The 24359-nt window shown below is 45.9% G+C and carries 13 protein-coding genes; 11 read left to right on the top strand and 2 right to left on the bottom strand.

Features of this window, described 5'->3' with window-relative positions; genetic code table 11:
* Positions 1-56 precede the first annotated feature (56 nt).
* From htpG to BP97_RS0125585, 4 genes are all read left to right on the top strand, one after another.
* The gene (gene htpG / locus BP97_RS0125570) at positions 57-1937 is read left to right on the top strand and encodes a molecular chaperone HtpG (protein ID WP_028551674.1); all 1881 of its coding nucleotides are present in this window, start codon (positions 57-59) and stop codon (positions 1935-1937) included.
* Between the two features lie 536 nt (positions 1938-2473).
* The gene (locus BP97_RS39840; RefSeq protein ID WP_081824361.1) at positions 2474-4354 is read left to right on the top strand and encodes an ATP-binding response regulator; all 1881 of its coding nucleotides are present in this window, start codon (positions 2474-2476) and stop codon (positions 4352-4354) included.
* A 330-nt stretch (positions 4355-4684) separates the two neighbouring features.
* A complete protein-coding gene (locus BP97_RS0125580; protein WP_028551675.1) occupies positions 4685-6160 on the top strand; it encodes a GGDEF domain-containing protein in 1476 nt (491 codons plus the stop codon).
* A gap of 109 nt (positions 6161-6269) precedes the next feature.
* Complete coding sequence (locus BP97_RS0125585) at positions 6270-6644, top strand: response regulator (RefSeq protein WP_028551676.1); 375 nt, start codon at positions 6270-6272, stop codon at positions 6642-6644.
* Between the two features lie 309 nt (positions 6645-6953).
* On the opposite strand, the gene BP97_RS0125590 is transcribed toward BP97_RS0125585, so the two are convergent.
* Both BP97_RS0125590 and BP97_RS0125595 read right to left on the bottom strand, forming a co-directional pair.
* Positions 6954-7634 (bottom strand): MIP/aquaporin family protein, encoded by a 681-nt coding sequence (locus tag BP97_RS0125590; RefSeq protein ID WP_036746528.1) that lies wholly within the window; start codon positions 7632-7634, stop codon positions 6954-6956.
* 207 nt (positions 7635-7841) lie between these two features.
* Positions 7842-10919: an ATP-binding protein gene (locus BP97_RS0125595; RefSeq protein WP_028551678.1), complete on the bottom strand. Its 3078-nt coding sequence runs from the start codon at positions 10917-10919 to the stop codon at positions 7842-7844.
* A gap of 164 nt (positions 10920-11083) precedes the next feature.
* On the opposite strand from BP97_RS0125595, the gene BP97_RS0125600 reads away from it, so the two are divergent.
* The 7 genes from BP97_RS0125600 to BP97_RS0125630 all read left to right on the top strand — a co-directional run bounded on the left by BP97_RS0125600 (position 11084) and on the right by BP97_RS0125630 (position 24337).
* Positions 11084-12094 (top strand): HD-GYP domain-containing protein, encoded by a 1011-nt coding sequence (locus BP97_RS0125600; RefSeq protein WP_028551679.1) that lies wholly within the window; start codon positions 11084-11086, stop codon positions 12092-12094.
* 202 nt (positions 12095-12296) lie between these two features.
* Positions 12297-13454, top strand: coding sequence for a glycosyl hydrolase family 8 (locus BP97_RS37405; RefSeq protein WP_051620963.1), 1158 nt, complete (start codon positions 12297-12299; stop codon positions 13452-13454).
* Positions 13435-14289: a GGDEF domain-containing protein gene (locus BP97_RS0125610; RefSeq protein WP_028551680.1), complete on the top strand. Its 855-nt coding sequence runs from the start codon at positions 13435-13437 to the stop codon at positions 14287-14289. Before BP97_RS37405 ends, BP97_RS0125610 begins: the two co-directional genes overlap by 20 nt.
* Positions 14255-16039 carry a polysaccharide deacetylase family protein gene (locus BP97_RS0125615; protein WP_028551681.1) on the top strand — a complete coding sequence of 595 codons (1785 nt, stop codon included), beginning with the start codon at positions 14255-14257 and terminating at the stop codon, positions 16037-16039. The genes BP97_RS0125610 and BP97_RS0125615 overlap by 35 nt, the downstream gene beginning before the upstream one ends.
* Positions 16032-17309: a glycosyltransferase family 2 protein gene (locus tag BP97_RS0125620; protein ID WP_028551682.1), complete on the top strand. Its 1278-nt coding sequence runs from the start codon at positions 16032-16034 to the stop codon at positions 17307-17309. Before BP97_RS0125615 ends, BP97_RS0125620 begins: the two co-directional genes overlap by 8 nt.
* Before the next feature lie 32 nt (positions 17310-17341).
* Entirely contained in the window at positions 17342-19585 is a 2244-nt protein-coding gene (locus BP97_RS0125625) for a cellulose biosynthesis cyclic di-GMP-binding regulatory protein BcsB (RefSeq protein WP_028551683.1), read from the top strand.
* Positions 19586-19888: 303 nt separating this feature from the next.
* Positions 19889-24337: an S-layer homology domain-containing protein gene (locus tag BP97_RS0125630; protein WP_028551684.1), complete on the top strand. Its 4449-nt coding sequence runs from the start codon at positions 19889-19891 to the stop codon at positions 24335-24337.
* Positions 24338-24359 lie beyond the last annotated feature (22 nt).

Genomic DNA, 24359 nt, shown 5'->3' on the forward strand with positions numbered 1-24359 from the left:
ATCTGCGCAGCAACCTAACTACTTTGACGATGTTTATTTTGAAAGGAGATCTTTTCGTGGCCAAACAACAGTTTAAAGCAGAATCCAAAAGATTGCTGGAAATGATGATTAACTCCATCTACACGCAGCGTGAGATTTTTTTAAGAGAGCTTATTTCTAATGCAAGCGATGCTATCGACAAAATATACTACAAGGCATTAACTGATGAGCAATTGGTGTTCAATCAAGACAATTATTTCATTAAAGTCACTGCGGATAAAGCAAACCGTACGCTGACGATCTCCGACACCGGTATCGGGATGACAAGGGACGAGCTTGAGAATAACCTGGGCGTAATTGCCAAGAGCGGCTCGTTGGCTTTCAAAAAAGAGAATGAAGCAAAAGACGGTCACAACATTATCGGCCAATTCGGCGTTGGTTTCTATGCCGCTTTCATGGTAGCTGATGTGGTAACCGTCACTAGTAAAGCTTTGGGCAGCGAAGAGGCCTATAAATGGGAATCCGAGGGAGCTGACGGGTACACGATTGTTCCTTGCGAGAAGGATTCCGTAGGTACGGAAATCGTTTTGCAAATTAAGCAAAACACCGAGGATGACCAATACGACGAGTATTTGGACGAGTATCGACTGAAGGCGATTATTAAGAAATACTCCGATTTCATCCGCTATCCAATTAAGATGGATGTAAAAGGGCAGCGTCCGAAAGAAGAAAACGCTGAAGAGCTTGAGGAATACACCGAGGAACAAACGGTCAATAGTATGGTTCCGATCTGGCGCAAAAACAAAAGCGAGCTGACGCAGGAAGACTACGATCAGTTTTATTTTGAGAAGCGTTACGGCTTTGATAAGCCGCTCAAGCACATCCATATTAGCGCAGACGGCGCCGCGGTATACAATGCAATTCTTTTTATCCCGGAGAACACTCCGTTCGACTACTACACGAAGGAATATGAGAAAGGGCTTGAGCTGTACTCCAATGGCGTGCTGATCATGAACAAGTGCTCTGACCTGCTTCCTGACTATTTTAGCTTCGTGAAAGGGATGGTTGATTCCGAGGATTTATCCCTCAACATTTCCCGAGAAATGCTGCAGCATGACAGACAGCTGACGCTAATCGCCAAAAACATTAAGAACAAGATCAAAAGCCAATTGCAAAGCTTGTTGAAGGATGAAAGAGACAAGTATGAGCAATTCTATAAATCATTCGGCAGACAGCTGAAGTTCGGTGTATACAGCGATTACGGCGCAAACAAGGACGTACTTCAGGACCTTCTTCTGTTCTACTCCTCCAAGGAGAAGAAGCTAGTCACTTTGGATGAGTACGTATCGAGAATGCCGGAAGATCAGAAGTACATTTACTATGCTGCCGGAGAATCGATTGAAAGAATCGAGAAGCTTCCGCAGACCGAGATGGTATCGGATAAAGGCTATGAAATCCTATACTTCACCGATGATATCGATGAGTTCGCGATCAAAATGATCATGAACTATAAAGAAAAAGAGTTCAAATCTGTATCGAGCGGAGATTTGGGAATTGAATCCGATGCTAATGACAATACGGCTGAGAACGAGGAGAGCGGCACCAAGGAGCTCTTCGATTCCATGCAATCGCTGTTGACGAATAGAGTGACCAAGGTTAAAGCGTCCAAACGCTTGAAAACTCATCCGGTCTGCTTGTCTACAGAAGGTGAAGTCACGATTGAGATGGAAAAAATATTAAAAGCGATGCCGAACAGCCAAGATGTAAAAGCGGACAAGGTGCTTGAAATCAACGTAAACCACGAGGTATTCCAATCGCTGAAGGATGCTTACGGCAAAGATAAAGAGAAGTTCAATCTTTATACTCAATTGCTCTACAACCAGGCACTTCTGATTGAAGGGCTGCCGATTCAAGATCCTGTTGAATTCACGAACGATATTTGCAAAATTATGGTGTAATAGGCATCACCCTATACGGAAACCCGACGCTGGCATGGCCAGACTTGTCGGGTTTCTTTGTGTTGTGTGGAACACACTATCGGTAACGTTAAGAAACTCTTAAGAATTGTTTCTACAATCTGTTAAGATTCGGGAGCTATACTAATACCCATAGCGAGTCAAATGACATGTTAGAAAGTGGTCTTGGCAATCCTTAGGGATTTTATGGATGTTGAGAAATCTATTTTCTGGAAATTTGCTATATAGGGAGGTGGGGGATGCCTCGGAGGAGTTTACGTCCGCCTTTGAAATCCGTGAATATACCGCTAGTTTTTATTCAAATTCACGGGTTTCAACAGCGGCTGGAGGGGTATATCCCACTGGAGTATAGTGGCAACATTTCAAGTTCCTTAGGTTTCTAGACTGACTCACAATCCTTAGGGATTGTAATTCTCCACCCAAATTGTTACGTTTATGGATATGCGTGTAATAAGAAGAGCGTCCTCTCATAATGGATATAACTGAAATACAAACCTTAACAGGAGGGTATCCGCACGATGGCACAATCAACGATACTCCTAGTCGATGACGAGAAAGAAATCATTGATATGCTGGAAATCTATTTAAAAAACGAAGGTTACAAGCTGCTCCGGGCATCCGATGGCGAACAGGCGCTACAGGTGCTTCAGAAGGAGGAAGTCGATTTGATCGTTCTTGACATCATGATGCCGAAGATGGACGGGATTGAGGCTTGCCTCAAAATCAGAGAGCAAAAAAATATGCCCATCATCATGCTCTCCGCCAAGAGTCAGGACATGGACAAAATTTGGGGGTTATCTTCGGGAGCGGACGATTATTTGAGCAAGCCCTTTAACTCGCTCGAGCTGATTGCTCGGATCAAATCCCAGCTGCGCCGCTATACCCGTCTGAATGTTCCCCATGTGAACAAGGAGCATGAAATTGAAGTAGACGATCTGATGATCAATACTTTGACGCATGAGGTCAAGGTACAAGGTCAGGAAGTGAAGCTTACACCGCGGGAGTTCGCCATTCTGGAGCTTCTGGCTCGTAATCGGGGAATGGTGTGGAACATCGAGAAAATATACGAAGCCGTCTGGAAGGAAGCGTACTTTGATAGTGAGGCTCACAATCTTGCCCGGGAATTAGATCCCCCGTATCTCCATTCTGGAGACGTGCCTGAGGAGGACAGGCCTACGCCCGCCTCGAGGCAAGCTGACTTTGAAGAGCATGTGAAACGGATTGCCCAAAACCAGAGGTACAAGGTTCTCATCACGGATTTGGAAGGGAGAGTTATTTTCCGAAGCAGCAACGCGGCGGAAACGAATGTCGACATTCACAATGTCATTAACAATGCGATGAACGCCCGTACTGACAGTGATTATGATAGAAAAGAATTTTCCAGCTTTTATCCCGTTAATTATAAAGGACAAAAATCGTATTTGGTCGTATCCGGCATTCCCCAGCCGCACATTACGTATCGCAAAGGGGACAGCCCCATGTCGATTCTCAGCGCAATAGCCATGTTCATCTTCTTGTTCTACTTCTTGACGCAAAGGAAAATGCGTTACGTGGAGGAGCTGGCAGGCGGCCTGCGTATTATTGCTACAGGCAATCTGGACTATCGGGTTATCGAGCGCAGCGAGGATGAGCTGGGTTCCTTGGCACGGGATATGAATCTGATGGTGGAGGATTTACAGCGGAGGATCGAGGAGGAGAGGCGCAATGAGCAGTTGAAAAATGAACTGATTACGAATGTATCGCATGACCTGCGTACACCGCTCACTCTTATTATGGGCTACCTCCGGCTGCTGCACGATAAGGGGTACGAGACACCGGAACAAGCTGCCGGATATGTAAGTATCGCTTACAATAAATCCGAGAAGCTAAAGCTTCTCATCGACGATCTGTTCGAATATACGAAGCTGTCCAATCGCGATGTGCCGCTGTACAAAGAAGGCGTCCCGATCAATGACGTTTTGGATCAGCTCCTTGAAGAGTTCGTCACGATGGCTGAGGAACAACAGCTAGCGATCATCCGCAATATTCCGAAGGAAAAGCTGCTTGTCCGGATCGATGTGGATAAGATGATCCGCGTATTCGAGAATCTGCTCACCAATGCGCTCAAATATAGTCTGAAGCCAGGCGCTATCACGGTCAATGTCTCTAGGGATCACCGGTATGTGACCATCCGGGTCAGCAATCGGTCGGATATGCTGACAGATGAAGAGCTGCAGCAGCTGTTCGAGCGCTTCTACCGGGTTGATGCTTCTCGTACCTCCAGCACAGGAGGTTCCGGGTTAGGACTGGCTATCGCCAAGAGCATCGTGGATTCACACGATGGTACCATCTGGGCGGAGCAGGATAGCGGCCAGCTGCATTTCTATGTGAAGCTGAAGCTCGCGGCATTGAGTATATGACCTTAAACTGAAACGATGTAATAACCCGTCACTGGTACAGTCCAGGGCGGGTTATTTGCTTTTATGAACGCAGATGATAAACAGCCAAGATTCGACAAGAAATGCGATTCTCAAGTTTACAAATCATTACCATATGATAGAATAGCAGAAGTAGGTCCACGTTCCTAAAATATGGAGTAGGAGAGCTGGCTCACCGGACGGTCATCAGCTGCCTCTATCTATGGTTATGTACAGTACGATTCCCAGCCTTGTGTGCATTTAGGTATGGGTTATTTATCTATGTCTTAGTTTTTATTTATTAAAGAGACAGCGAGGGCGGAGGGGGCGGCATTGAAATCTCGTTTTAGATTAAAACTGACGATCACTTTGATCTTGTTTGCTATATTGATTTCATGTAGCATCGCAATAACGGATCATCAAAGACTTAGAGAGCAAGCGATTCATCATAAATTGGATCAAGTAGAGCAGAATGAGAAGATGGCTAAATATGCACTTGAGACGATTGAAAAGGCTTACTTCGTGTTCGGTGATCACATAGCGGAGCAATTGAAAGAAAACTCTATTTATTTGCTAAATAAGTATGACGAGAATCCTTCGTTTGATCAATGGGATTTTGATGCGCTTCATAGGCGGCTCTCCTCCGATATTTATATTATTGATGCCGATAATCGAATTATCTACAGCAGCTTTAAAGCAGATCTGGGGCTTGATTTCGGATCATGCTGCAAAAAGCTGGCACAAGTCTTGAGTGAAAGAAGGATGTCGGGGGAGTTTTTTCATGACGGCATCGATATTGAGCAAAAGACGGGGAAAATCAAAAAATACAGCTACATGGCAACCCGTGACAAGAAGTATATCATTCAGCTTGGTTACGCTCTTCAAAATGAAAATATTTTTAAAAAATTCAATTTCTTTAAGACGCTCGAAGAGCTGCTGCAAAAATACCCATCCATGAATGAAATCAACATATTGAATACGGGCGGCTTTTCATTGGGTGAACCGGCCGATGGCCGCAAGCTTTCAGGAGAAAGACGGAAAGCCTTCGACCAGACGCTTCAAACCGGACAAACGACGGAATGGAGAGGAGAATGGAGGAACGAGCCTGCTATATACCGTTATGTTCATTATATCTCCGAGTACGATATCGGCACGACGAAAAATAAGGTGCTGGAAATCATCTATAAAGACAAGGATTTGCAATCCGTTCTTGACCAAAACAAGAAAACTTTTTTAGTTCAATTATTTATTGTATTCATTATTTCCATCGGCCTTTCTTTCATAATATCCAGATGGGTTGCCAGACCTATGTATCTTGCTTTCCATGACAGTCTAACCGGATTGAGCAATAGGGCGGCTTTTGAGGAGATGCTGGCTATGACCATATCCCAAAACAAAGGAATAACCGCATTACTGATGATTGATCTCGATAACTTTAAACTGGTTAACGATCGTCTTGGACATGACAAAGGGGATCATTTATTAAAGTGTGTGGCGCAGTGTCTTCGTACTATCGCACGAAAGGAAGACATAGCCATACGATTGGGTGGCGATGAATTTGTGATCATTATGCCCTCCGTTACGAGACCTATGATGGAGTCCATGGCGACTCGAATCATTGAAGAGATAGGGAAGTCGACGGCTCGAGAAATACAGTTAGATGGGGACAAGGTCACGGTCAGTATCGGCATTTCTCTCTCGCCAGAGCATGGTGTGGACCCAGATGCTTTATGCAAAAGTGCTGACATTGCGTTATATCGTTCCAAGGAGAAAGGAAAAAACCAGTATCACATTTATACGGAGGATTGAAGTTTTCAATTAGAAAATAGAAAGTGTCTATTAGACCTGAGGGCGGGCGGGTGCTATATGATACGATAAGGGTATCTTAAGTAGAGAAGAAAGGATTTGCTAAGTACAGATGAGTGTAAAAAAAACCATGCTTGTCATTGATGATCAGTACGGAATTAGACTCTTTTTGTCCAAGGTGTTCGCTGAGGAAGGCTTCGAAGTTCACTTGGCTAGACACGGGAGACAAGGAATAGAGCTGTTTAACGAGACAGCCCCGGATATCGTATTACTCGATATTAAAATTCCTGGCATGGACGGCATTGAAATTTTGAAGGAGTTGATGATGCTCAATTCCCATGCCAAAGTCATCATGATGACTTCTTATGAAGACCACTATGACGAATGTATGGAGCTTGGAGCAGCCGATTACCTTCAGAAGCCGTTTGATTTGGAGGATTTAAAGGAAAGGATATATGCTTCTCTGAGTGTCGCCGAGTTGCAATAATATCGATGCCCCGCTTTCTGTATCCACTGTAACTAAACAACCTCTATAACTCAAAAAGAGCGCCTGGAACAGGCGCTCAGATTGTCGAAAACCCAAATTATTCAGGTGGGGTATGCCTCGGAGGAGCGAAAGCGTCCGCCTTTGTTATCGGGAAATCCCCGCTGAAAAGCGATTAAGTTCAAAATTTCCCGGTAACAACAGCGGCAGGAGGGGCATACGCCACCGGAGCATACTAGCAATTTTTCAAGGCTTTATGGGTTTCTCTTCAATCATAGCCCCTGGAACAGGTGCTCTTCAAACAGAATGACTTCACTTACTTTTGTTAACCAATCGGAACACCAATGCAGCCAATACAGCACCGACAAGCGGGGCTAAGAGGAATACCCAGACTTGCGATAGGGCCTGCCCTCCAAGCAGCAGTGCAGGTCCTAAGCTTCTAGCAGGGTTGACCGACGTTCCTGTTAAACCGATGCCGAGAATGTGAACGAAAACAAGCGTGAGACCGATAACCAGCCCTGCGAGCCCGGGATTGCCCTGGGCAGAAGTAACGCCCAGAATGGTATAAATAAAGACAAATGTTAAGACGACTTCGACGATGACAGCCATCCAAACGGAAATCCCTATCCCATAGCCTGAGCCGAAACCATTCTGTCCAAGACTGGTTACGGCTTTGCCGGTGGAATCGATAATCGCATAAAGAAGAGCCGAACCGGCAATAGCGCCGGCTATTTGTGCGATGACATACCCTACGAAGTCTTTACCGGACAGCTTTTGGCTGAATAGCATCGCTAACGACACTGCTGGATTGATGTGGCAGCCCGAGACGGGACCGATGACGTAGGCCATCGCTACAATCGACAAGCCGAATGCGAAGGCGATTCCCAGATAACCGAGCTCGCCCCCCGCTGTCGCAGCGCTGCCGCAGCCGAATAGAACAAGTACGAATGTTCCGATGAACTCGGCTAAATACTTTCTAGAAGATAAACCCATAACATCCCTCCATTGAATAAGATTTTTGCATTTTGTAAAACGCAAAGAAGCTCTTCTTGAGAGAAGAATCCCATTGCCTGAATGAATGGAGGCTCGCACCCTGCAAGAAGAACTCATAATCATCATAATGTATTTCTTTAATAATCGTTTCATGACATCTTTTTAAGTGAAAGGACAGCCGCAGCGGCTGCCTTTTAGATTTATCAATCATTTGGGAATCTGAAAAGAAACCGTAGTGCCTTGGCCCGAAGTGCTCTCGATAGCCAGGCCTCTTCCATATATGTTCTTTAAGCGACGATCGGTATTAACGAGTCCGATGCCCCGTTTTTTATCCTTAGGACTGTTCAATAGTTCCGACAGTCTCGTCTCATTCATGCCCATGCCGTTATCAGTAATTCGAATTTCCGCATAGTCTTCATGATCTTTTACCTGAATGGCAATCGTTCCGCCTCGCGCGTTCTTGAGAATACCGTGATTCAGCGCATTTTCTACGATAGGCTGGATAGATAAAGGAGGAAGCTGAAGCTGAAGCTTGTCGTCGATATCCCACTCGATGCGCATCCTGTCCTCATGCCTAACACTTTCAATCGCCAGATAGGAGCGAACGAGCTCAAGCTCGCGATGAAGCGAAACAAGCTGCTCGGAATTTTGGAAATCAAAGCTTTTTTGCAAATAAGCCGCGAACTCACCAAGCAGCTGCTTCATTTTATCCGTATCGAAATCACTAAGTACAGATATTGAATTGATCGTATTGAAGAAGAAGTGAGGCTTGATTTGAGCCTGCAGCCATGCGGCTTCCATGCGAAGCCGCTCCTCGACGGACAACTTCAAATCGATCAGCGACCGGACTCTGGCTTTCAGGTCATAAGCCTCCACAGGCTTAATGACATAGTCGTTGGCACCGGCATGAAATCCGGTCGTAATATCCTCGGGATGGCTGCGTGCCGTCAATAGCAGGATAGGCAGCTCGGATACTTTGAACTGGGCGCGGATAGTTCGGGTCAGCTCATAGCCTGACATGTACGGCATCATGACATCGGCGATGACCAGGTCCCAAGAACCGTTGTGCACCAGCTCCAGCGCCTCTTTGCCAGAATTGGCGGTGACGATATCGTAGCCTTCGGCTGAAAGCATGCCGTTCAATATTTTTAAATTCAAGGGATCGTCGTCCACGACTAATATTTTGGAGGTCTGTTCGGGAACGCTGGGCATAGATGCAGAGGCCGCAGCCATCATTCCGACAGAGGAAAGTACGAGATCCTTAACGGATGCAGATGGCTTGTCTTCTTCAACAGCAGACTGTGCTGGCTGTCCGGCTGGTTCAGCGAGCGGCAGGGAAAAGGTGAACACGCTGCCTTGACCAGGCTTCGATGCTGCGTCCAAAGTGCCTCCATGCAGCTCCACCAGCTGCTTACAAATACTCAACCCAAGCCCAATTCCGCCTCCAATGGACGTCATACTGGAATCCGCTTGCTCGTAGGGCTGGAATACAACTTGTATCATAGCTTCGTCTATACCGACGCCTGTATCCTCGACATCGATATAGGCCATTCCATTCTTTAAACGAGCTCCGATCGTAATCGTACCTTCATTAGTGAATTTAATTGCATTTTGAATGAGATTGAACAGGATTTGCGTCAGACGATTTTCATCTGCCGATACATTAGGGAATGAATCTGAAATATGGAGCCTTATCTTCACGGGCTTGCCGTCCGTCATGAAGCTGAGCATGTCCACAACGCCAGCGGCGACCGATTGAACCTGTACACTGCTGGTATGGAGCCGTACACGCTTCTCTCTCAGACGGGTTATGTCCAGAAGATCGTTCAGCAGAAACGACATGCGTCGCCCGACGGTAATCAAGAGCTCGAGATTTTTCTTGTTGCTGTCCGCCATGCTTCTATGTTCATTGTTAAGGACATATTGAGCGATATTGATAATGCCGTGCAGCGGATTTCGCAGTTCATGCGATGTGTTGGCGAGAAAGTCATCTTTTAACTTATCTTCCTTTTGAAGCTTTTGCGCTAGAGCAGCGGTCTGCTCAGCCGTACGGAAATATTGCTTGAACCAGAAGGCGGCAAAAGCCAATAAAGCGGCGATGATATCAAACGGGTAGTACCCGAACTCGACATGCATGATGTTTTTGATACAGCCCCACAAGACGCTCGACGTGACGGCGGTAATACCAAGCAGCAGAAAGATCATATCCTGAGTGCTCTTCATGGCCATCTTTAGGATAAGTATTGAGAATATAACACCCGAGAGCAAGATCATGCTGATCAGCACATACGATGAGTGCATGACCCAGTAGACCGGAGCCAGTAGGATAAAGGCGAGATAAATCCCGCAAATAAGCTGAAATTGGCTGAAGACCCGGTAGCTTGAATGTCTGAACCATTGATTGGCAAGCTGAAACAAGGAGAGTGCGATACAGGTGTAGGATGCAAAGAACAGTCTGATCGTCCACTCGTAATTAAATGGGATCCATGTCAGCAGCGGCTGTTCATCGTCTACAAGGATGGAAACCATGGCGCTGATAGCCAATAGGGAGAACGTAATGGATGCCTTTTGCCGCGAGCCTATTACATACAGCAGAACAGCATAAATAGCGTGAATCAATAAGATGATACACACAGCCAGCTGCGAACCTATGGAAATCCATGTCCTGATGAGTAGGGCGTGCTCCTCCCCGAATTGAATGGGGCGAATGATGCCTCCGTCTCCAACCACCTTCTTATTGGCCGCCTGAATGACGAGTTCAATCTCTCCGCCGTCCGGCTGGAAATCCGCCGAATACGGAATGTTACGAAAAGCGTAATGCTCTTCCAGCTCCCCGATTTGTCCGACCGCTTCAAGCAATTGCCCGTTTACATACAGCTTGGATGCCGATTGAATGTTGGCGACGCGGACGGCGTACGTTAATTTGGAAGCGTCGTTGATAAGGATGCGCAACCGGTACGTTCCATAATAATAAGATGCCGATGGATCGCTCGAGAAGGCAGATAGCCAATGTCCCGGCACTTGGAGATAGCTGCTTTGCCCAGAGGCCGCCGCGATACGATTGCTGTCGGACTGCAGAAAGGTATAGGGGAAAAACTCCCATTGTCCGTCCAGCGTCATGATGGGCTTGGTTTTAAAATCCCAATCCCTTAAATCAAGGACCCCTTGAATAGCTTCAGGATGCTCAGGGATAGCATTGATGCTGTTCCAGAGCAGACGGATCCCTGTCAATATAATTAAAAATACAACGACAATGATCAACGTTTTCGTTTTGTTGTTCTTCATAATAGGAGTAGTTTCGACAAAAGCGAGGCGAATCCTCTCTGAATTTGTCGTTATTGTTCAGAATTTGTTTAGTGCCTGTTTATATAATTGGGATCTATGACAACAATCACTGTCGTGCTGCTTACGGTAGGCAGGCAAGGACCAACTCAACATGGAGGTTGTTTATGGATCATCTGTTAGGTAGAAAAGTAAAGCATGATATTATAAACGCCTATGGCGCTACGGTCCTCCCTGCCCGAACCGTCATTACTTCTGACGAGCTAGCCGTGCTAATAAATCACAAAATATCTCTTGATTCTATAGTAATCGATTCAACTATTTATGAAGAAGATACGGAATCCATGGCGGTGCTCAAACAAACGGTAGATGCCTCCAAGGAGCTTATTGAATCAATCAGGAGCTCCCGCAAAATTCCGGTCATAGAAATTAGAAAAGAAATATTACCGGTTATTCATCATATAGCAATGAAAGACAATATTTTTCATTTGTTTGAAATGGTAAGAGCCAAGGATGATTACACTTACCAGCATAATATTGGAGTAGGCGTACTATCGACACTGATCGGCAGATGGATGAACTTTAGTGAGCCGGAGCTTGCGAATTTGTCTCTTGCAGCTACGCTGCATGATATAGGGAAAGTGAAAATTCCCGATGAAATATTGAACAAGCCTGGCAAATTAACCGATGCCGAGTACGAGCTGGTGAAGAAGCATACGATATTCGGATACGAGATGCTAAGAGAAACGCAAGGAATTAGCCATAGAATCGCACTCGTTGCTCTGCAGCACCATGAACGTGAAGACGGGAAAGGGTATCCGCTTGGCCTCTTGAAGCCTAAGATCGATCCTCTAAGCTCGATTGTCGCCGTTGCCGACATTTTTCACGCCATGTCTTCCAAGCGCCCCTATCATGATCCGCTTCCATTTCATGAGATCGTCAGCCAAATGCAGCGCGGCCGTTTCGGGGAGCTCGATCCGAGAATTATTTCGCTTTTTATTGAAAATATGATTAGAAGATTAATCGGAAAGCAAGTGGTGCTGACCGATGGAAGAGTAGGAGAGGTCGTCTACCTAAATCCTCACCAGCTGGAAGCGCCTCTAATCAAGCTGGAGGATGAGTTTATAGATTTGAGCAGGGAGAGAAGCTTGCAAATCCGAGAGATTCTAGTTCTGTGAGAAATGGATTCCGCAATCCATTTCCTAGTGGGCAATTGTCACAGGATGTTAATTTGTTCAGTTGGAGCATGTATGATAGAATTAGGTCTTAAAGCCTATAAATATTACTTTATATGGAAATAAAGAACTATATTTCGACAATATCTTCATTTTTTTATATACATCTTAAATAGGAAATAAACCGATATTCAGGAGGAAAGCCGTGGCATTGTTAAAAAAGAGTATATGGAGCATGAGCGTCATTGTGGCAGCTATAGCTGCTTACATGCTATTGCCCATCGATAACAAATACAAGGCGGTAACGGATGTGAATTCCCAAAGCAATGAGGCAGCAGTAGAGCGGGTACGTCTGCTTCCCGGAGAGCAATTCATTCAATCCCATATGATCAATGAGAATGGCACGCTAAGAACCTATCTGCTGCCCAAAGAATCCAAAGATCCGCAAACCGCGGCAGGTCATGACGCTTTATCCGAATCGATGGGATTTTGGCTGCAATATGCGCTTGAAAAAGGCGATCCGGCGCTCTTTCGCCAAAACGCGGAGATCGTTAAAACAAGCTTCATGAAGCCAGATGGCTGGATCGCCTGGAAGGTTGGGCCTACGAATACATCGGCAACGACGAATGCGCTTGTCGACGATTTACGAATTGCTTATTCCTTATACAGTGCCGGAGCCAAATGGCAGGATGCGGAATTCAAGAAAACAGCGGACTCGATTACGAAAAGTGTGGTAAGCAAGCAGGTCGTTAATGGCACTTTCAGAGACTTCTACGATATGGATAAAAAATGGCCAAGCAATGTTATTACGCTATCTTATTTAGATGCGACTGCGCTAACCAGTCTTTACGAACAAAGTAAAATCAGCGAGGGATTGTATCAGAAGACCAAAACATTCATGATCGATCTCCCGTTGCAAAATGGTTTTTATCCGTTTAACTATCATGTCGATGAGGAACGGTTTGAATTTCATGATCAAGTTAATCTGCTGGACCAGCTGTTTGTGGAATATTCCCGGGCTAAGTTCGGACAGAAGGATTCAGAGTTTTGGGCTTTTTTGAAGGAAGCTTTTCAAAACGATCACGTGTTATACGGGAAATATGACATAGCGAGCAAGCAGCGGGCTGTTGAATATGAGTCTCCATCGGTGTACGGGCTAGCGATTCTATGCGCATTGGAACATAACGACAGCGAGCTTGCCAAAGATTTATATTATCGCATGATTCGCTTTCAGACATTAAATCCCGCCAGCGAATATTACGGGGGCTACATAGACTACCGGCAAACAGATACTCATATTTTTGATAATCTCGTTCCCTTGTTAGCAGAAAGGAAGCTTTATAATGCAAGGATTTTACAATAAGCAGACAACCTTCTTCATCGTACAAACCTGCTTCTTCTTGTTTGTTATCGCGCTTTGCCTCTATGTTACCGGCTATAAGCAAATTCCGTGGTCAACCACTTTGTTGTTCTCAAGCGCCCTCATCATTACCCTAGTAAGCTTGCTAGGCGGATTGCTGTTCGGACTTGGCCTCAGTCTTGCCGTTATGTTTTTGCTCGGTACGGTACTTATCTGGAATGCGTTTTTTGCTGCGGCCAACACGTTGTCGGTGAAGGAAATCGTAATCTGGATGGTTGCAATAGGAGCAGCCGCAGTCATAGGAGGCGTTCTCCACCGGTGGACTACGACGGTAACTAACGAGAATAAAGAAATGAATGGCAAATTTGATGAACTCGTGACGATTGATGAAGTGACCGGGTTTGATAATAAAAAACGTTTTTATTTTGAGCTGGAGGAAGAATTCAAGCGGTCGATTCGAACGGGAACGCCATTTACGCTTTTTTTGATCCGGTGCAAATACTTTGCGGAATTTGAACGGCTGTATGGACTCGAAGAAAAGAAATTTTTGGTCAAGTCCCTATCCGAAGTGTTATGGAAGCAAACGCGGATCAGCGATCGCAAGTTTAGACTTGAGGACGATACGTTTGCGGTCATTTTATTTAATACAGGAGCGGAGAACGTCCATTTCGTGCTCGACAAAATGGAAGAGCAGCTAAGACATCATAGACTGGCGAACGGGAAAAAAGAAGTGACCATTACGGTTTCATTCGGCTCGGCCAGCTTTGATCAACAATTGAATGATTACTCGGAGTTGATTCAACTTGCATTCGAAGAGCTTGATGCATATATGCAATAATTTCATACGCCGTTCGGTTCTGGTCAGTCTGTTTTTCTTGGTAATACTCCAGCTTGTTCCAGTTACTGCTTTGGCTGATAGTCCGGTTCCTGAAGACAATAAGGTATTAGTCATTTATTCCACACAATCCGGTTCGATTAACGACTCGGTGAGATTGCTGGATTTGCTGTTAGGGCAATTTGCACGAAGCATAAAGTTTCAGGATGACGAATCCGTAACGAGCAGCGATCTGAAGGATGTGACTCATCTTGTTTACTACGGCGGCACGAAGAAGAAGCTTCCTGCCGAAGTTATTCAGCTGGTTACGCAATTTAAGGGGCCGGCATTGGTGGCTGGAGCCAATATAGAGCAGTTCCGTTCGCGATTTTCTTTTATGACGATCCGTGAGAGGGTTTATATCAATCAAGTTTCTAAGGCAGATCCTTCAACCGATGAACCGATATACCAGTTTCTGGATTCCACTTATCCGATTACCCAAGTCGAGCTGAATCAAGGGAAGGCCCTTTTTGAAGGCTGGAGAGGCGATGCCTCGTTTCCGTTATTTGCTCAATACGAGAACAGCGCCTATTATGCGGCGGACAACCTGGATGTTCCATTCAATCGATATTTAAGCAGAGGCTTGGCTGATTTTTTTGGTAGTCAGCTGACTGCCGGGCACACGGCTTATATTCGTCTTGAGGATGTCCACCCTATGTCAGATCCGAAGCTGTTGAAGCAGACCGGGGATTACTTGGCTGATAAAGGGATTCCGTTCATGATAGCACTCATCCCGATCTATACCAATAATCAGACCAACCAGCAGCTTCATTTGTCCGATTCTCCGGCTATCGTCGAGGTGCTGCGGCATCTGCAAGAACGCGGGGCTAGCATTCTACTGCATGGCTATACGCATCAATACAGGTCTTCCGAGACAGGGGAAGGCTTTGAGTTCTGGGATGTGTTGAATAACACGCCAATATGGGGCCCTTCAGATCAAGAAACCAAGGTGAGAAAACGGCATGAATTTTCCTCCAAAGAAGAATATGACCGCTACATGCAGCAGCTTCAAGCCTTCGAGAAACAGTATATAGATTCCAGAATCGTGAGCGGTATTCAGGAGCTGACGGATTTGGGTTTATATCCGCTAGGGTTCGAGGCACCCCACTATGTTATGAGTCAAACCGGGTACGAAATCGTATCGCACTATTTCAATTATGTATTGGGTCAGACTCAGGTCAGCAACAGCGACTGGGAGCATATGGGGGAATCGCCCTATAGATCAACACCGTCATTTCTGCATGGAATGACCCTGCTTCCTGAGACGATTGGATATTACGATGATGTCTCGTCCACGCCGGAGACCGACCTGGATCAAAAAATCGCAGGTATGCAGTTCATTGATGGCGGCATGATGGGGATGTTCTATCACCCTTATCTGGGTTTGGAGAAATTGAAAACTTTCATCTCTCATGTCGAGCGTGTGCCGAATATAAAATGGCTGGATTTAAAGAAGATGAATGCATCCGTGAAGGCGCCGGACATTACGATTTTGACGGATTCACAGGGGCAAATCCAGTATACCAATACGGCTCCACGATCAGAGGCCAAGCAGGTTGTCAAGACATTGAAGCAGCTTGGTGGCGTTCAGCTGATCCTGTGGGGAGTTGCCATCCTTGTGGCTATCATGGTTCTGATGTTTTTCCTTTATACCATCAGCATGAGGATGAATCTGCGTAAACAATTATTCGAGGAGCGAAACATCAGTGGCTAATCTATTGTTTTATACTTCATTAACCGTTATTTGGCTAATGCTGCTATATCACATGTTTCTCATGCAGGGCGGCTATTTGCATTATCTTCGCTTCCGAAAGCCCGTTCCAGAGTGGGAGAAGAAGGAGTATGTCTGGCCTAAAGTGAGCGTTATGATCCCGGCGCATAATGAAGAGGTCGTGATCGAGAGAACGATTAAAGCGATGCTGAAGCTGGAGTATCCGAAGGATCTACTCGAAATCATTGTGATCGACGATAACTCCAAGGATCGAACGGGAGAGATTGCGGACAGCTATGCGAGCCGGTATGACCGATTGAAGGTTGTACATCTGAGACCCCCCAACATCGGCGGAGGCAAGTCCGGGGCATTGAACCATGGCTTCAAGCATGCCACAGGTGACGTTATTGTGGTCTATGATGCCGACAATACGCCGGAGCGGAAGGCCGTATACTATCTGGTGCTGGCGATGCTTAATGATCCGAAGGCCGGAGCTATTGTCGGGAAATTCCGCGTTATCAATGCCGCTCAGACGCTGCTGACACGCTTTATTAATATTGAAACGATTTGTTTTCAATGGATGGCGCAGGCCGGCCGATTCTTCTGGTTCGGGGTTGCGACGATTCCCGGAACCAACTTTGCCATCAGGCGCAGCATCATAGAGGAGTTGGGTGGTTGGGATGAGAAAGCGTTGGCGGAGGATACGGAGCTGACGATCCGCGTTTATAACATGGGCTACCATATTCGATTCTTTCCTGCCGCCATTACATGGGAGCAAGAGCCGGAAACGTGGAAGGTATGGTGGAAGCAGCGCACACGATGGGCGCGAGGCAACCAATATGTCGTTCTTAAATTTATGGCCAAGCTGTTTACGCTGAAACGCAAAAGCATCGTATTTGACTTGATTTATTTTTTCTTCACTTACTTTCTATTCTTTTTCGGCGTCATCGTGTCAGACGGTTTATTCGTCGTCAATTTGTTCACAGACCTTCATCTCAATGTAGGGATGGTCTCGATCATTCTTTGGATTTTGGCTTACTTCTTATACATTACTGAAGTGATGATAGCTCTTGGCATTGAGAAAACAGAGCTCAATTCGAAAAACTTTTTTATCGTATCTCTTATGTATTTTACGTATTCGCAATTTTGGATTCTTCTCGTGCTCTATGCCTTGTACTTGGAAATGAAGCGGGTCATCTTCAAGCAAGAAACCAAGTGGTACAAGACGGAGCGCTTTCAGAAACCGAAAAAACAAGAAAGTGTTTCATCCTGATTTTTACTATGCTTTGAAAGGTGTTTATACGAATGAAAGCTTATCGCAAGACCGTTCTGTACAGCAGCATCAGTCTTTTAGCTCTGCAGCTTACAGCTCAACCGATCGTATCCTATGCCGAAACCGGCGGGTCCTCCAAGATCAATATATCTTCATCATATGTTCGTGACGGGGCCCAAGCGACATTCAGCTCCAATATTTCTTCTTCAACTCCTGGTTACTTGTCTCATCTCGCGAATGAGAATATATCCATGACAAGGGTGGATAGTACGCAGCAGCTGTATTACAGTGTTCCCAAGGCGGATGTAGCTGACGGAAGCTATATTGACTTGGATATCAGCTACTCGGAGCTGCTGCTGCCTTCGACGTCTACGATGACCATCTCGATCGACGGTAGACCGCTCAAAAGCATATTGTTAACCAAGGAAACTAGCTCTCGTCTTGTGAATCGGATTTATCTTGGCAGTGAGGACGTTGCCCCGGGCTTCCATAGCGTGACGATTGAAAAGCACAGCACCATCTCCAACGATTTATGCGATGATGAGGAGAATCCGGCGAACTGGCTGAAGATCAACCGTTCTTCGGTTGTTTTCCTGAACACGACAACGTCATTCACGACGGCGGATGCGCTCAGAAGCTATCCGTTTCCTTTCGTAGAGCAGGGCATTCAGGATGAAATGTACGGAGCCGTTATGGTGCCGGATCATCCCTCTTCAGATGTAATATCTTCGGCGATGCGTCTGGCTGCTTATTTCTCATCCAAGACCGCGACGAAACGGGCAACCCCTGTTATGACGGAATCCGAATGGCTGAATAAGGATCTCCTTCTTCCCGCAGCTGCTCTTGGGAGTATCGATTCATGGAGCGGGCCCGTCAAGCAAATGATAGCGGAAAGTCCGATTCAGGTGAAGGATCGCCAGCTAAGTCTGGATACCTTTGCGGTAAAAAACCAAGCAAGCAATGAAAGCAGACAAGTGCTTCTTGTATCAGCTGCAGCAGATAAGGTCATCAAAGACCAGATTCATGTACTGACGGAGAAAAAATACGTTGATCAGCTCGCCGGTAACCATTTAGTTATCAATGATCAATCCGCAGCGCCTGATGCGCAGGATTCTGCGAAGCCTATCACATTCGAATCCATGGGTATTGCCAACATCAAGCTAGATAAGACAAGCACGAGTTCCGATCGGTTGACTTACACGATTCCTTCTTTCTGGAGTCTGACCGGAGAAAGCCAATTGCTGTTAAAGGTTCGGGTTTCCCCTTTATTGCAGAATGAGGCTGTCGAGGTTAACGACAAGAATAAAAGCAAGAATGTTTCTGCTACGACCGACAGTGCCGGATTAACGGTTGTCATTAATGACATTCCCAAAACATTCGCATTTGCGGATATTATGAAATCCAAAAAGGAAGATGACAGCTATCTTCTTCCTATAGCGCTTGGCCCTTATTTGAAGTCGAATCAATCCAATACATTGACCATGACCTTCACTGCCCACTTGAACGAGGCTCATAACGTGTGCGGTCCAAAATCGGATAACGGCAAATGGATTTTCATAGATAAAAGCAGCACTCTCCAGCTGCCTCATGAGATTCAAAAAGAAACCAGCTTTAAAAACTGGCCATCCCCATTTGTTGGAGACCAGGGTCTGGACCGTACCGTATTCCTGTTACCAAAGGAAGTCGATGGGGTGCTTTTAAGTCAATTGGCTGCTATGATCCGGGATATGACGAACGGGTCGTCTGCCAATGCGTCAATCGATATTGTGCAGGATCAGGAGCCAGATCTGGAGCAAAAGCTTAAAGGACGCAATGTCATTGTCGTCGGAAATCCCGACTCGTTCGAAGCTCTTAATAACTTTAAGGACCAACTGATGATGAGCCCGGGCAGCAGTCAGTATCCGACCGTTAATTCTAACATTATTAATGAAACGACCGACTATGCGGCATGGATTCAAACATCAGTATGGGATAAAGAGCGTATCATGGCGGTATTCCAGGCGGGAGAAAGCAACAAAGCCAAAGATACATTCATGCATGTCAACTTGTTAAAGTTTCTAAACAATGAACAGAAATCCAGTCAGGTTGTTGTCATGAGTAAGTCCAACGAAGTTCTGTCCTTTGATCTCAAAGGAATGCAGACCACGACTCCTGCTACGAGTACGGCAAGTGCTTCGGGGTCGAACCGCTCCTTAATTTGGATGGCGGCTGCGGTCGGGCTTGTATTCATCATCGGACTCGTTCTGTTTATTCGTCTGCTTCGTCGTCCTAAGTAAGTAATCAAACAACAAATGTTACTCTAAAATAACCTGAAACCGGCAAACTGTCGGATCAGGTTATTTGTCATTTTATCGAAATTAGGCTTGAAGTACTAGTCTTGATGAAGTGAAAGTCGAATCGTGGTGAATCTTGTTCAAAAATTGTTTAGATCGTGCTTGTATAATTTGGAACTAGGAATGGTAGCAATGCAGAATTCGTTAATAGAGGGAGGGACGTGATGGGGGTTTTGAGAGGACGATGTAGTATAGCTAAAGTTTAGAATTACAAGTCACTAGGATATGAAAAGGAGTCAAAAGGAAATGAAACGAAATACAGCTAAATGGTTGTCATGGGTGATTATGCTGTGTATGCTGGTCACCATGATGCAGCCGTTAACGGTGGGAGCCGCTGCACCGGATAACACGAAATGGGTCACTTTTAAAAATGATGATTTTTCGAATGCAAACCAAGTGAATCTTTTCTCGAGAAACGGTACTGCAAAAACTATAACAGATGATAAAAATCGTAAAGTATTACGATTAACCGAGAGTACAGGTAACGTTTTTGGAAGTATTTTCAACAAAAAGATGATTACTTCAACAAATAAGTATTCTTTCAGTACGTTCTTTAAATTCCGTTTGAATGCTAATAATCAAAGCAACAGCCCGGCTGACGGAATTACATTCACCATCCAAGCCCAGTCCAATAATGCCGGAGCGGTTGGTCAAGGCATAGGGTACGGCGGAATTAAACCTAGCTTTGCAGTGAAGTATGATACCTATGAAAACACTGCTCTTGGCGACCCATCGGCGAACTATATCGGACTTGCAGTTAATGGCGACGTTAACAACAAAGCAGGCTGGTATACAACGAATATTAATTCGGTAAACCTCTCTAATGGTAACGATTATTATTCGTGGATTGATTATGATGGTGCCACTAATAATGTGAAGGTCTATATCGGCAGTTCGCCTACACGACCAAATACACCTGTATTAAATGTTACGGGTATTGATTTGGAAAGCATCTTCCAAGGCAAGCCGGGCGTTTACGCAGGCTTCACTGCAGCAACAGGTGGCGCTATGGAGACGCATGATATCCTGTCCTGGTATTTTGTAAACGAATTGGATCCGATCGATACGACCCAATATCAATACAAGCAAGCTCCAACGGAAGTTAAAATTAACGCAGTGCCGACAGGAGAGCCAGGAAAATATAACGTTATCGCAACGCTATATGATGTAGATGGCAACCCTGTGGCCGGTGCTCCGGTTAGCTTGAATACTTCCCAAGGAACGATCCCGATGCAATCGGACGGTAACGGCCAAGCCAGTACTGTAGTGGATTTCGGAAGTAATCCACCTAGCGACATTACGGCCATAGCTGTCGGCGGCGCTTATGCTACCGTGAAAGTTCCACCTGCACCGACGAACCTGTCTACAGGAACAACGGCACAGACAGCCAACAAGCTGACATGGAATACAGTAAGTACTGCAACCTACTACAATGTGTATAAAGATGGAGCTTTGTACGCTACGAATGTGACGGGCGCTACTTACAATGTGACCGGACTTACGCCAGGAGAATTCGCTACATTTACCGTTACGGCAGTAACGAACAATGCGGAGGGTACGGCTGAATCGCTTCCTTCCAATAGCGTGAAGCTCCCGATCCCATTGGATCTGGCTATAGATAGCCCGAGCTATACACTGCCAGTAGGTTCTACACATCAAACGGTAGTATCCTCCGTCTATTCGGATGGAAGCAAGGTTGAGGTAACGAATAAAACGAACTTTACTTCGACAAACTCTACCGTCGCAACAGTAGACCCAGATGGTCTTGTTACGGCGATTGGAGCGGGAACAACCGTAATTGAAGCTGTTTATAACGGCAAGAAAGTTCAAGCTACGGTTACGGTACCTATTGCAGCACCGACTGGAGTTGCAACGAAAGATGTGACATCAACGGAAGCGACTGTGAGCTGGAATGCAGTTCCAGGTGCTCAGTCCTACAATATTTACGATAACGGTAAATTGATTGCCTCTGGTGTTACAGGTACTCAGTACACTGTAACAGGACTTACACCTGGTACGGAGCATAGCTTCACAGTAAGTGCTGTTAGCAATGGAATTGTATCACAGGCTTCGGGTGTAGCAGGGGCAACCACAACAACATTGCGTGACCTGCTAGTAGATCCGGCTAATGCTACGCTGGTAACAGGAGCTGCTCAACAAACCCAAACAAGTGCAGTTTACTTGGATGAGAGTGTTAAGGATGTAACGAAACAGGCATCGTACATTTCCTCTAATCCTGCTATCGTTACTGTGGATGCTAATGGTCTTTTAACAGCCAAAGCTCCAGGAACAGCGACGATTACAGTAACCTTCGATGGCAAGACAACAACGCAAACGATTGTTGTGCAAGATCAAGCTCCACAGTTTAGCTTAACCTTCAGCACATCGCCTGAGACGGTTGTAGGGGACGGTCATTCCAAGGTGACCTTGAGCGCCAAAGCAACTTCACCGAATGGTGGACCGGTTGCTGGAGTACCGGTTACATTCCATTTTGGCAATAACTCTGCCGACGATGTCACTGTTATTACAAATGAGCAAGGAATTGCTTCCACAGAGTATACGGTGCCAGCTCTTCAAGGCATTATCCCTGTAAGTGAAGTTATTACTGCAACAGCAACTGATACGAAATCCGGATTGTCCCAACAGCAAAGTGTAGCGATGACGTACATGCCTGCTGCAGTGTATGGGATCATCATGGATCAAGTGACTGGAAAGCCAGCTTCCGGAGCAACCGTTTCGGTTACAGCTGATTTTGACGGGGACGGCGTTATTGATTTTAATTCCACGATAACGACAGGACCGGACGGTTCTTACCAAATCCCGGTACCTCGCGGTAACTTCACGTACACGATGAATATTCAAACACCGGTACAAATCGGGAATCAAACGGTAACCTTAAAGCAAACGCAAACAGCAACTGTAGGTCAATTGAGCGGCGTAGGCCAGAAAATTGATTCTACCAATAAAATTAGCGGCTCGCTGTTCATTGCTTCTTCTGCAGATTCACAGCCTACGGTAGGCAGCATGTTCGGAAACGGAAATGTGAGTGCACAGATCCAAGGCATGAATGGAAATACATTCACTTCGACGCTTCCGCTTGATGCTGAAGGGAATTTTGAATTAGCTAATGTACCTCAGGGTGAGTATAAAATTACGTATCAAATTAAAGCACCGGATGGAACGATATTGGCAGGACCATCGACAACGGTGAAGGTAAATCAGAACGGGGAATTGGGCGTTGTATATTCCTTGATCGATCCTTATGGTGTTGTTACTGATGCTTACACAGGACAAGTACTTGAAGGAGTAACTACACAGCTGTACTGGGCTGATACGGAGCTGAACAGACAAAATGGCCGTAAGCCTAATACACTGGTCACTTTGCCGGAGCTGTCTGACTTTGCACCGAATCAAAACCATAACCCGCAAATAACGGATGCATTCGGGCAATATGCTTGGATGGTATACCCAGATGGAGATTACTACATTGTCGCAACCAAGCCGGGTTACATTAATTACAGCACCTTGGATGCGAAGCCGAACGTGCCTGCAGCCAATGGCTCGAGCAGCTATATTAAAGACGGCATTATTCACGTAGGACAAGATGTGGTAGGGTTGGATTTCTCCATGCGCAGAATTCCTTCATCCGATCGCCATAGCTCAGGAGGTGGCTCCAGCTATGTAGCGCCTGCTGCACAGCCATCATTGAATTTGACTGTAGACAAGAACCTGGTCAAAGAAGGCGACCAATCAACGATTACGCTTGATTACAAAAATACATCTGCTTCTTCGATGGGAGCTGGGGTTATCACCTTCAACATTCCTCAAGGAGCTGAAGTAGTGAGTGCCGACGGCGGTACGGTTAATGGCAATACGATTACATGGAATATTGCGGATTTGCCTGCCGGACAAGCAGGAAGCTTCAAGGTTGTTTTGAAATGGGATCTTCTAACGGCAGTTGATGCTCAGTTTGACATTTCAGGTCAATTTGCAGTTAACGGTGGAACCGATAATGCTGTGAAAGCCGATTCTACTGTAAAAATTAAAGTGTTCTCCGATCGTTTCGGACAGCTCAAGCATCAACGTTATATTCTCGGATACCCGGATGGTAAGTTCCACCCGGATAACACGCTAACTCGTGCTGAGCTGGCGGCTATCGTTGCCAGATTGACGGAGAATGTTACGGTAAATGACGCTATTACCTATACGGATGTTAAAGAAAACCATTGGGCGGCTAATTACATTAAGATTGCTACGAAGCATGGCTATTTCAGCGGCTTCGAGGACGGAAGCTTCCGTCCGGAGGCTCAAGTTTCTAGAGGTGAGCTGGCATCCGTTATGGCGCGCTTCTTGAAACAGAATGTCACTGCACCGGCAGCGTATCACTTCCAGGATACCGAAGGTCACTGGGCTGCTGATGCTATTGAACAATTGTACCGCGGCAAATTCCTTGCAGGGTACCAAGATGGAACCTTCAAGCCGGATGATAGTATCCGCCGAGTTGAGGCAGTGACGATGATTAATCGGATGCTGTATCGCGGTCCTCTTAAAGGTACGGATGTGGTGTTCCCTGATGTTCCCGAGAGCCATTGGGGCTTTGGGGACGTGCAGGAAGCAACAGTTTCCCACGAATCGACCCGCAATCAAGATGGAAGCGAAGCTTGGAAGAACCAGCTTGCTGACGAAGTGCAATAAAGACAAACAAGAAACCGACCAT

Origin of the sequence: Paenibacillus sp. UNC451MF, from assembly GCF_000686845.1 — a bacterium.
In the GTDB taxonomy this organism is placed as follows: domain Bacteria; phylum Bacillota; class Bacilli; order Paenibacillales; family NBRC-103111; genus Paenibacillus_S.